The organism is Aureimonas phyllosphaerae (genome assembly GCF_900113065.1).
GTDB lineage: Bacteria > Pseudomonadota > Alphaproteobacteria > Rhizobiales > Rhizobiaceae > Aureimonas > Aureimonas phyllosphaerae.
Window position 1 is genome coordinate 509,986 of sequence record NZ_FOOA01000001.1, and the last position, 10,565, is coordinate 520,550.

The 10,565-nt window shown below is 68.0% G+C and carries 10 protein-coding genes; 9 read left to right on the forward strand and 1 reads right to left on the reverse strand.

Features of this window, described 5'->3' with window-relative positions; translation table 11 throughout:
* Positions 1-49 precede the first annotated feature (49 nt).
* The 4 genes from BM175_RS02500 to BM175_RS02515 are packed head-to-tail and all read left to right on the forward strand — an operon-like array spanning position 50 to position 4,333.
* A complete protein-coding gene (locus BM175_RS02500) occupies positions 50-1,000 on the forward strand; it encodes an ABC transporter permease (protein ID WP_090958698.1) in 951 nt (316 codons plus the stop codon).
* Positions 997-1,797 carry an ABC transporter permease gene (locus BM175_RS02505; RefSeq protein ID WP_090958701.1) on the forward strand — a complete coding sequence of 267 codons (801 nt, stop codon included), beginning with the start codon at positions 997-999 and terminating at the stop codon, positions 1,795-1,797. Before BM175_RS02500 ends, BM175_RS02505 begins: the two co-directional genes overlap by 4 nt.
* An 8-nt stretch (positions 1,798-1,805) precedes the next feature.
* On the forward strand, positions 1,806-3,140 hold the full coding sequence (hisD, locus tag BM175_RS02510) for a histidinol dehydrogenase (RefSeq protein WP_090958704.1): 1,335 nt from the start codon (positions 1,806-1,808) through the stop codon (positions 3,138-3,140).
* Positions 3,137-4,333, forward strand: coding sequence for an alpha-hydroxy acid oxidase (locus BM175_RS02515; RefSeq protein ID WP_090958707.1), 1,197 nt, complete (start codon positions 3,137-3,139; stop codon positions 4,331-4,333). The genes hisD and BM175_RS02515 overlap by 4 nt, the downstream gene beginning before the upstream one ends.
* On the opposite strand, the gene hydA is transcribed toward BM175_RS02515, so the two are convergent.
* Positions 4,301-5,737, reverse strand: coding sequence for a dihydropyrimidinase (gene hydA, locus BM175_RS02520; protein ID WP_090958709.1), 1,437 nt, complete (start codon positions 5,735-5,737; stop codon positions 4,301-4,303). The two genes, BM175_RS02515 and hydA, sit on opposite strands and share 33 nt — an antisense overlap.
* A gap of 140 nt (positions 5,738-5,877) precedes the next feature.
* Here hydA and BM175_RS02525 point away from each other — a divergent pair, with 140 nt between their 5' ends.
* The 5 genes from BM175_RS02525 (at position 5,878) to BM175_RS02545 (ending at position 10,560) form a co-directional block, all read left to right on the forward strand.
* The gene (locus tag BM175_RS02525) at positions 5,878-6,534 is read left to right on the forward strand and encodes a GntR family transcriptional regulator (protein WP_090959165.1); all 657 of its coding nucleotides are present in this window, start codon (positions 5,878-5,880) and stop codon (positions 6,532-6,534) included.
* Positions 6,535-6,626: 92 nt separating this feature from the next.
* Positions 6,627-7,019: a VOC family protein gene (locus BM175_RS02530; RefSeq protein WP_090958712.1), complete on the forward strand. Its 393-nt coding sequence runs from the start codon at positions 6,627-6,629 to the stop codon at positions 7,017-7,019.
* A gap of 57 nt (positions 7,020-7,076) precedes the next feature.
* Complete coding sequence (locus tag BM175_RS02535; RefSeq protein WP_090958715.1) at positions 7,077-8,654, forward strand: ABC transporter substrate-binding protein; 1,578 nt, start codon at positions 7,077-7,079, stop codon at positions 8,652-8,654.
* Positions 8,655-8,717: 63 nt separating this feature from the next.
* Positions 8,718-9,683 (forward strand): ABC transporter permease, encoded by a 966-nt coding sequence (locus BM175_RS02540; RefSeq protein ID WP_090958718.1) that lies wholly within the window; start codon positions 8,718-8,720, stop codon positions 9,681-9,683.
* 1 nt (position 9,684) lies between these two features.
* Positions 9,685-10,560 (forward strand): ABC transporter permease, encoded by an 876-nt coding sequence (locus BM175_RS02545; RefSeq protein WP_090958721.1) that lies wholly within the window; start codon positions 9,685-9,687, stop codon positions 10,558-10,560.
* Positions 10,561-10,565 lie beyond the last annotated feature (5 nt).

Genomic DNA, 10,565 nt, shown 5'->3' on the forward strand with positions numbered 1-10,565 from the left:
CCCCCGATGCCACCCTTTCGCAAGACCCCACCACCAGACCCCGACGCTCATGCCGCTTCGCCCTGCCCGCTCCGCCTATCCCCTTCGTTGGCGCGTCTTCGACGCGGCCGAGGCGGCGGCGCGCGCCGTCTGGCCGGCGCGGGCCGGCAAGGCGCTCCCTTGGGTGATGCTGGCGCCCGCGATCCTTCTCGTCGGGCTTCTCGCGATCAGCCTCTTCGACATTCTCGACGCCAGCCTGCGCACGCTCGATACGGCAACCTTCCTGCCGTCCGAGGAGCGCACGCTTGCCAACTACGCCCGCGCAGTCTCCGAGCCGGTGTTCCTCAGCGTCGCGCTGCGCAGTCTCGGCGGCGCGCTGATCGTGACGCTCGCGACCCTCGTCCTCGCTTTTCCCTACGCCTATGCGATGGTGCGCACCCGCTCGGCCGCCCGGCGCAAGACGCTGCTGATCGCGCTGTTCCTGCCCTTCTTCATCGGGCAGGTGGTGCGCGCCTACGGCTGGCTGATCCTCCTCGGCAACCAGGGGCTCGCCAACGAAATCTTCGCGCTGTTCGGACTCGGCCCCTATCGCCTCCTCTTCAATTACTGGGCGGTCCTCTTCGGCCTTGTCCAGTACATGCTGCCCTTCGCCGTCCTGATGCTGGCGCCCGCCCTCTCGGCGATCCCCGAAGAGGTCGAGGCCGCCGCCGGCTCGCTCGGGGCCAACTGGGGGCGGACCCTCCTCCATGTGGTGTTTCCGATGGCGACGCCCGGCTTCGTCGGCGCCGGGCTCGTGGTGCTGACCCTGACGCTCACCGACTTCGCAATCCCCGCGATCCTCGGCGGCGGGGGCCAGGACTTCATCGCCAACGCGATCTACGACCAGTTCTTCCGCACCTCCGACCAGGGCATGGGCGCCGCACTGACGCTGCTTCTGGTCGTCGTCGGCTCGACGCTCGTCGGCGCGATCTTCGCGCTATTCGGCGCGGGCACCCTGGCGCTGCGCGGGCGCGCCCCATGACCGAGGCCCGCTCCAAACGCTGGGTGATCGGCGCCCTCGTCACGCTCTCGCTCATCATCCTCTCGGCCCCGACGCTGGTCGTTCTCGGCGCCTCGTTCACCGCCGGCAACATCATCGCCTTCCCGCCCGACGGGCTGTCGCTGAAATGGTACGCCAAGGTTGCGGGTGCTGCAGACTTGCGTCAGGCGTTCTGGCGATCGCTCCAGGTCGCGCTGATCTGCACCGCGATCGCGATTCCCGTCGGCACGCTGGCGGGCCTCGCGCTCGCCAAGTATCGCGTGCGGTTTGCGAACCTTCTCCAGGTCTACCTGCTACTGCCCTTCACAATCCCGCTCATCGGCTCCGGAATCGGGCTTATGCTCCTGTTCGGCGAGGCAGGCGTCCTCGGCTCGCTCTGGCCGGTCGGCGTCGCGGCCTGCGTCATCAACCTGCCCTTCATGATCTGGGCGGTGAGCGCGAGCGCCGGCGCGCTCGATCCCGATCTCGAGCTCGCCGCCTCGATGTGCGGCGCGCCGCCGCTCCAGACGTTCCTCCTCGTCACCGTGCCGGCGGTCGCGCCCGGCATCATCACCGGCTCGCTCCTGATGTTCATCCTGGCCTTGAACGAGTTCCTCGTCAGCCTCCTTCTCGTCGACGCGCGCACGGTGACGTTGCCCGTCCAGATCTACAATTCGATCCGCTCCATCATCACGCCCGATCTCGCCGCCATCTCGGTGGTCTTCATCGCCTGCGCGGCACTCGCGATCCTCGCGCTCGACCGCCTCGTCGGCCTCGACATCTTCCTGAAATCGAAGTGACGCCTCCCATGTCCTCGACCCCCTGCTCATTCCACGACCTCGCCACGCTCGACGCGGCCGCGCGCGCCCGGCTCCTGCGGCGCTCCGAGACCAACCTTTCGTCCTTCGTCGAGACGGTCCGCCCGATCATCGAGGCGGTGAAATCGGAGGGCGACGCCGCGCTCCTGCGCTTTGCCCGCGATCTCGACGGCGCGAACGTCGCGCCCGGCGCGCTGCAGGCCGGCGAGGCCGAGTTCGACGCGGCCTTCAAGTCCGTGGAGCCGGAGGTGATCGAGGCCATCCGCTTCGGCATCGACAACATCCGCCGCTTCCACGAGGAGCAGAAGCCCGAACCCATGTGGTTCAAGGAAATGCGCCCGAGCGCGTTTGCCGGCGACCGCTGGACGCCGATCCAGTCCGCCGCACTCTACGTGCCGCGCGGCAAGGGCGCCTTCCCCTCCGTCACGATGATGACCAGCGTGCCGGCCGTGGTGGCGGGCGTGCCCGATCTCTGCATCCTCACCCCGCCGACCGCGGACGGCTCGGTGGATGCCGCGACGCTTGTCGCCGCGCGGCTGGCGGGCGTCGAGACCGTCTACAAGGTCGGCGGCGCGCAGGCCGTTGCCGCGGCCGCCTACGGCACCGAGACGATCCGGCCGAAGATCAAGATCGTCGGCCCCGGCTCGCCCTTCGTGGTGGCGGCCAAAAGCCTCCTGTCGGGCGTCCTCGACACCGGCCTTCCCGCCGGCCCATCCGAGGCGATGATCTTCGCCGACGAGACGGTGGACGGCGCGCTCGCGGCCCTCGATCTCCTGATCGAGGCCGAGCACGGACCGGACTCCTCGGCCTATCTCGTCACCCACGACCGCCGCGTCGCCGAAGAGGCACTGGCCGCCCTGCCCGGCCATTGGGCGCGCATGAGCGAGCAGCGCACCGCCTTCTCGCGCACCGTGCTGACTGGCCCCTATGGCGGCATCGTGCTGACGCCCTCGCTCGAAGACAGCTACCGCTTCGTCAACGACTACGCGCCCGAGCATCTCGAGCTTCTGTCGACGGAGCCGTTCCGCCATCTCGGCCGGATCACCGAAGCCGCGGAAATCCTGATGGGACCGCATACGCCGGTGACGCTCGGCAACTTCGTTCTCGGCCCCAACGCGGTGCTGCCGACGAGCCGCTGGGCGCGCACCTGCGGACCGCTGTCGGTGACCGACTTCCTGAAGCGCTCGTCGATCGGCTACGTGACCTCCACCGGCTATCCCGAACTCGCGCTGCACGCCCGCCGCCTCGCGCGCTACGAAGGCTTCTCCTCGCACGAGAACGCCGTGTCGGAGATGCGCGACGCCATTCTGTCGAAGCCGCGATGACCGCTCGCTTCGTCAATGTCGAGGACGCCCGCCGCATCGCCCGGCGGCGTCTTCCGAAGATCTTCTTCGACTATATCGACGGGGGCTCCTCCGCCGAGGCGACGCTGGCGTCGAGCACGGGCGACTTCGCGAACCTCCGGCTGGAGCAGCGGGTGCTCGCAGGCCTTCGTCCGCGCGACCTGTCGAGCGAGTTCCTGGGGCAGCGGAACCGCCTTCCCTTCATGCTGGGTCCCGTCGGCTTCCTCGGCCTGTTTGCCGGGCACGGCGAGATCCTCGCGGCCAAGGCCGCCCATGCGGCCGGCATCCCCGCCTGCCTGTCCAATTTCTCGATCGCCTCGCTCGACGACCTCCGTCGCGCCGGCTGCGACGGGCCGCTGCAGTTCCAGCTTTATGTCCTGAAGGACCGCGGGCTGGCGGAAGAGTTCGTCGCGGCCGCCGAGCGGGCCGGCGTCGAGACGCTGCACCTCACCGTCGACACGGCGGTGACCGGCATTCGCGAGCGCGACGCGCGCAACGGCTTCCGGGCCGCCACGCGGATCACGCCGCGCATGGGCTTCGGCATGGCGCTCCGCCCGGCCTGGGCGTTCGACATGCTGCGAACCGGCAAGCCCGGCGTCGGCGCGGTGCGCGGCCGCGCGGAATTCGGCGCCAACATCCTGGCGCAGGCCGCCACCCTCTCGCGCCTCATCGACCCCGCCCTGTCGTGGGACGACGTCGACTGGCTGCGCGGGCGCTGGCGTGGGCGCCTGTCGATCAAGGGCATCCTTCATCCCGGCGACGCGCGCCGGGCGAAGGCGGCGGGCGCCGATGCGATCGTGGTGTCGAACCACGGCGGACGACAGCTCGACGGCGCCCGCTCGACGATCAGCGCCCTGCCCAGCATCGTGGACGCGGCCGATGGTCTGGAGGTTCTCCTTGACGGCGGCGTCCGGCGCGGGACCGACATCGTCAAGGCGATCGCGCTCGGCGCATCGGGCGTCCTCCTCGGCCGCGCCTATGTATGGGGCGTCGCGGCGGGCGGCGAGGCGGGCGCGGCTCGCGTCATCCAGCTCCTCTCCGACGAGATCGACGTCACCCTCGGCCTGATGGGCCTTTCGTCGATCGACGAGCTGAAGGCGCTCGGGCGCGACGCCCTCGTGCCGCCGTCCGAGGTCGCCGCGTCAGCGCGCATGGTCCAGCCGGTCGGCCTCTGAACCGGCGCGCGGGCGCATCGCGTCCGACGGTTCCATGACGATTCGCCGGCCGCGGCCGGGCGTCGCGCGGCACATGCCGTCCGCCACGACCACCTCGCCTCGCGACAGGACGGTCTCCGGCCATCCCGTCACGCTGGTGCCGGCGAACGGATTGTAGCCGGTGTTGTCGTGGAGGTCGTCGGCTCCGAACGTGACGCGGCGTTCCGGATCCCAGATCGCGATGTCGGCATCGGCGCCGACCGCGATCCGCCCCTTGGCGGGAAGGCCGAAGATCGCCGCCGGCGCGGTCGCCGTCAGTTCCACGAACTTCTCCGGGCCGAGCCGCCCGCGACTGACCATCGCGTCGAACATCAGCGGCAGGCGCACCTCGAGGCCTGGAAGCCCGTTGGCGATGCGATTGAAGGGGGCATCCGCGCCGTTGGCGAACTTGCCGGTCTCGTCCAGCCGATAGGGCGCATGGTCGGAGGAGACGACCCGAAGGGTGCCGTCACTCAAGCCCTCCCAGAGCGCGTCCTGATCGTCGGTGCGGCGCTGCGGCGGGCTGCACATCAGGCCGGCGACGTCGCGTCCCGGCGCCTCGAGCTGGTCGACGGTCATGAAGAGGTAATGTGGGCAGGTCTCGGCGACGACCGGAACGCCGCGCGCCTGCGCCGCGCGCACGATCTCGACACCCTCGCGTGTCGAGACGTGGAACAGCATGATCGGCTGGCCGGTGAACTCGGCGAAGACGCACATGCGCGACAGCGCCTCGATTTCCGCCGCGCGCGGATGCGACAGCGGGTGGAAGCGAGGCTCGGTCCGCCCGCTCGCGATCAGGCGGCGCGACATCCAGCGGATCAGCCCATCGTTTTCGGCGTGGAAACAGACCAGCGCCCCGCCGCCGCGGGCCGTCCACAGGACGTCGAGAATATCCTCGTCGCCAAGACGCACCTTGTCGTAGGTGGTGAAGATCTTGATCGACCGATGCCCCTCACTAATAAGCTCCGGCAGGTCACGGGCGAGGTTGTCGCCCGAAACATCCGAGACGATCATGTGGAAGGCATGGTCGATCATCGCCCCGCGCGCCGCCAGCGCCCCGTAGTCGTCGACGACCTGGCGCAGCCGCTTGCCGGGATGCTGGGCGGCGAAGGACACGATCGAGGTGGTGCCGCCGTGGAGCGCCGAGCGTGTCGCCGTTTCGAACGTGTCGGCGTTCATCAATCCGGCGCCGGAAATCTGCTCGACATGGCAATGGGTATCGACGCCGCCCGGCATCACGAGGCGACCACGCGCGTCGATGCGATGAGTCGTTTGGCCAAGACCCTGCCCGACCGCGACGATGCGACCGCCCGCGATGCCGACGTCCGCCTCGCGCGAGCCCTCCGCCGTCACCACGCGCCCGCCTTCGATCAGAACGTCCAGCACTTCGCCCTCCTGTCGCAGTCCACCGCCTTGCCAAGGGATACCCAATGTATACACTCGGCCGCAACAGGAAATCGGACGATGACGGCGAACGGGAGTTCATGGCATATGCGGGCGCAACGGCGCGAGGCGAAGGAACGGTCATGAGCCTCAAACCCACGGCGGCGCAGACGCTCGGCCAGTCGGTGCACGACCGCCTGAAGGCGATGATCTTGGCTGGCGAGTTGCCGGCCGGCACGCCGCTTCAGGAAAAGCTCTTCGCCGAGCGTCTCGGCGTCTCGCGGACGCCGGTGCGCGAGGCGGTCGCCAAGCTGACGAGCGAGGGACTGGTGACACGCAACGGCGGCGGGGTGCCGACCGTCAGCCGGATTTCGGTCACCGAGATCATGGAGATCCTCCATGTCCGTCGGCTGCTCGAAGGCGAAACGGCGCGTCAGGCAGCCAGCGTCAACGCCTCGCCGGAGCCGTTTCTGGCCCTGCGCAGGCGGCTGACGCAGTATCTGGAGGGAGAACGCCCGAGCGTTGCCGAATACGCCCAGTTCGACGAGGACTTCCATACGCTCGTCGCGCGCACGGCGGGTTCGACGCTCCTGACGGATCTCGTGAAGGGGCTGAAGCTGAAGACGCGCATCTTCGACAACGGCTCGATCCCCGAACGATTCGTGCCGGGCTGCCACGAGCATATCGAGATCGTCGACGCGATCCTCGCCCGCGATCCGCCACGCGCCGAGGCCGCCATGCTGCGCCACATCGACAACGCGCGCAACGCCATCCTCGGACACCTGTCACGCCTGTTCTGAAACTCAAGATTATGCTGTGAAGCAGTACGGAATCCTCTTGCCATTTTTTGTGTATACCGATTGGATGGCGCTAGCATACGAGAGGGGATGACATGACCGCAGAGACCGCCGCGCGCCCGGACGGGCCGATCCTCGGCATCACGTTCCTCTATTATCGCGACCTCGATCGCGCCGTGCGCTTCTACGAGACCGTGCTCGGCTTCACGCTCGCGATCGATCAGGGCTGGTCGAAGATCTACCGCATCACCGGCGCCTCGCATGTGGGCCTCGTCGACGAGACGCGCGGCATGCATCGCGCGAGCGATCCCAAGCCCGTCCAGCTCTGCATCCGCGTGCCCGACGTCGACGCCTGGCACCGCTTCGTGACGGCGCACGGCGTCGCCAATCTCACCGAGCCGCGCGACAGCGTGGCACTGAAGATCCGCGCCTTCGTCTTCGACGATCCCGAGGGCTACCAGATCGAGGTCCAGTCCGCGCTGGACTGACCTCCGCAACCGACGTCACGGCGAAGGCCGGCAACCGCATTCCTGGAGGAGGACAAGATGACACTGCACCGTTCGATCCGATGCCTGCTGGCGACGGCGGCCCTCGCCGCCACCCTGCCGCTCGGCCCCCTCGCCTTCGCCACCGCGGCCGAGGCCGAGGCCAAGGAGGTGACGATCGGCCTGACGTCGGATCCGACGATCCTCGACCCGCAGGCGGGCGAGGAACTGTCGAGCAACATCATGTTCTATCACCTCTACGACCCGCTCGTCCGGCGCGACAAGGACCTCAAGTTCGGGCCGGGCCTGGCCGAAAGCTGGTCGCAGAAGGATGACAGGACCTGGGTCTTCACCCTGCGCGACGGGGTGAAATTCCATAACGGCGAGACGCTGAAGGCGTCCGACGTCGTGTTCACGATCGACCGCCTCAAGGCGTCGGTCATGTCGAACCTTTCGGCCAATATCGCGAGCGCCAGGGCGGTCGACGACCGCACGGTCGAGATCGCGACGCCCGGCCCCTACGCCGCCCTGCCGAACGACCTCGCCGCGATCCTGATCCTCAACGAAGCCTACACGAAGAAGGTCGGCGACGCCGAACTCGGCCTGAAGCCGATGGGCACCGGCCCCTATCGCCTGAAGGAGTGGGCCAAGGAGGACCGGCTGACGCTGGAGGCCTTCCCCGACTACTATGGCGGCAAGGCGAAGATCGACACCGTGGTGTTCCGCCCGATCACCAATCCGGCGACGCGCACGGCCGCGCTTCTGACGGGCGAACTCGACGTGGTGCAGGATCTCGCCGTGCGCGACATCGACCGCGTCAAGGCGGAAAGCGGCGTCACCGTCGAGACGCGCCCGAGCCTTCTCAACATCCTCCTCGCCCTCGACGTGCGCGAGACCTCGCCCACCATCTCGGGCAAGAACCCGATGACCGATCGGCGGGTGCGCGAGGCGATGGCCCGCGCGATCGACGTCGCCGCGATCGACCGCGTCATCATGAACGGGCTGGCGACCCCGTCCGCACAGTTCGTGCCGGAATCCCACCTTGGCTATGTCGAGGGCGCCGACTTCCGGCAGATGTATCCGTTCGACCTCGAGCGGGCGAAGGCGCTAATGGCGGAGGCGGGCGTGCCCGACGGCTTCGCGGTGACGCTCGACGCCACCAACAACCGCTACGTCAACGACGCGCAGGTCGCCCAGGCTTTGACCTCGATGCTCGGCAAGATCGGCATCCAGCTGAAGCTCAACCTGATGCCCAAATCGAACTTCTGGGGCTACATCCGCGTGCCCTCGCCGAAATCCAGCATGATCATGTCGGGCTGGGACGTGCCGTCGGGCGATGCGGGCTCGATGTACAACTCGCTCTACTACAGCCGCGACAAGAAGCCGGGCTACGGCGAGGTGAACCGGACGAGCTACTCGAACCCCGAGGTGGACGCACTTCTCGACAAGGCGGACTCGACGGCCAACGTCGAGGAGCGCGACGCGCACCTGCAGGAGGCGACCAAGCTGCTGCTGGCCGACATCCCGATGATCCCGATCCACTACGAGCAGGACATCTACGCCTCGCGCGACAAGGTCACCTTCGAGCCGCGCGTCGACAAGTTCATCTGGGCCTACGAGATGGACGTCGCCGAGTAAGGATTTCCGGCAGGCGGGGGCGCGGTCGCGCTCCTGCTTTCGCGGGCGAAGGGCATTTCGCGCATGTTCGCATTCACGGTCAGACGGCTGGTCCAGACGCTCGTCGTACTCTGGGCGGTGTCGGTCATCGTCTTCCTGATGACGACCTTCACCGGCGACCCCGTCTTCATGGTCGTCCCGATCGACGCGACGCAGGCCGAGATCGAGCAGGCGCGCCGCATCCTCGGCCTCGACCAGACGCTGCTCGTCCAGTACGGCATCTTCCTGAAGGGGTTGCTGCAGGGCGACCTCGGCCTCTCCTATGTGTTCCGCCAGCCGGCCTTCTCGCTGATCCTGGAGCGCCTGCCGGCGACGATGGAGATCGTGCTCGTCGCCATGGGGATCGCGACCGTCGTCGCGATCCCGCTCGGCGTCTATGCCGGGGCCAATCCCGGCAAGCCGCTGTCGCGGCTCATCATGTCGGGGTCGCTGCTGGGCGTCTCGCTGCCCGGCTTCTGGGTCGGCATGATGCTGATCTGGGTGCTGGCGGTGGAGTACCGGATCTTCCCCTCGTCGGGCCGCGGGGCGGTCGGCACGATCTTCGGCATCGAGACCTCGCTCGCCACGTGGTCGGGATGGCAGCACATCGTACTGCCGGCCGTGACGCTGTCGGTCGGCACGCTCGCCATCCTCCTGCGCATCACGCGCGCCGGCATGATGGAGGTAACGCGGCAGGACTACATGAAGTTCGCCCGCGCCAAGGGCGCCTCGCGGGCCCAGGTTCTCTACGGCCACGGCCTGCGCAACGCGCTGATCCCGGTGGTGACGATCTTCGGCCTGCAGCTCGGCGACCTCATCGCGTTCGCCACGATCACCGAGACCATCTTCGCCTGGCCCGGCATGGGCAAGCTCCTCATCGACAGCATCTACCGCGCCGACCGCCCCGTGATCGTCGTCTACCTGATGCTCGTCGCGCTGATCTTCGTGGTGATCAACTTCGTGATCGACGTTCTCTACACCTTCATCGACCCCCGGATCACGGTGCGCTGAGATGGCGACGGGTCTCCTCTCCTCGCAGATCGCCTACAACTGGCGGCGCAACACCTCCGCTATCCTTGGGTCGGCGATCATCCTCGCCTGCGCCATCGTCGTCGTGTTCGGCCCCGCGCTGGTCGCCCAGAACCCCTACGACGTCATGCAGCTCGACCTGATGGACAGCTACCTGCCGCCCGCCTGGATGGACGGCGGCAACCCGAAATACTGGCTCGGCACCGACGGGCAGGGCCGCGACGTCCTCGCCGCCGTCGTCTACGGCACGCGTATCTCGGCGCTGATCGGGCTCGCCGCAACGCTGATGTCCTGCGTGATCGGCACCTTCCTCGGGCTGATGGCGGGCTACTTCGGCGGCTGGATCGATGCCGTCATCATGCGCGTCGCCGACATCCAGCTATCCTTCCCCTCGATGCTGATCGCGCTGTTCCTAATGTCGGCCTTCGGCAACGGCATCGACAAGATCCTGATCTCGCTGACCGCCGTCGGCTGGGTGGTCTATGCCCGCACAGTGCGCGGCTCGACGCTCGGTGAGCGCAATCGCGAATACGTGCAGGCGGCGCGCGTCGCCGGCCTTCGCACCGGGCCGATCATCCGCCGCCACATCCTGCCAAACGTTCTGACGCCGCTGATCGTGGTGGCCACCGTGCAGGTCGGCACCTTCATCCTGATCGAGGCGTCCTTGAGCTTCCTCGGCGTCGGCGTGCCCGTCACCCAGCCCTCGCTCGGCCTCCTCATCAAGAACGGCTTCGACGTCCTGTTCTCCGGCCTCTGGTGGACGTCGCTGTTCCCCGGCCTGATGATCATGGCGATGGTGTTCGGCATCAACCTCGTCGGCGACTTCCTGCGCGACGAACTCAATCCCCGGCTGAAATAGGGCTG

Bases quoted from the DNA above. Each gene is read 5' to 3' on its own strand.
- BM175_RS02515 (WP_090958707.1), top strand. From the start codon at position 3,137: ATGACCGCTCGCTTCGTCAATGTCGAGGACGCCCGCCGCATCGCCCGG.
- BM175_RS02500 (WP_090958698.1), top strand. From the start codon at position 50: ATGCCGCTTCGCCCTGCCCGCTCCGCCTATCCCCTTCGTTGGCGCGTC.
- hisD (WP_090958704.1), top strand. From the start codon at position 1,806: ATGTCCTCGACCCCCTGCTCATTCCACGACCTCGCCACGCTCGACGCG.
- BM175_RS02530 (WP_090958712.1), top strand. From the start codon at position 6,627: ATGACCGCAGAGACCGCCGCGCGCCCGGACGGGCCGATCCTCGGCATC.
- BM175_RS02540 (WP_090958718.1), top strand. From the start codon at position 8,718: ATGTTCGCATTCACGGTCAGACGGCTGGTCCAGACGCTCGTCGTACTC.
- BM175_RS02505 (WP_090958701.1), top strand. From the start codon at position 997: ATGACCGAGGCCCGCTCCAAACGCTGGGTGATCGGCGCCCTCGTCACG.
- BM175_RS02535 (WP_090958715.1), top strand. From the start codon at position 7,077: ATGACACTGCACCGTTCGATCCGATGCCTGCTGGCGACGGCGGCCCTC.
- BM175_RS02545 (WP_090958721.1), top strand. From the start codon at position 9,685: ATGGCGACGGGTCTCCTCTCCTCGCAGATCGCCTACAACTGGCGGCGC.
- BM175_RS02525 (WP_090959165.1), top strand. From the start codon at position 5,878: ATGAGCCTCAAACCCACGGCGGCGCAGACGCTCGGCCAGTCGGTGCAC.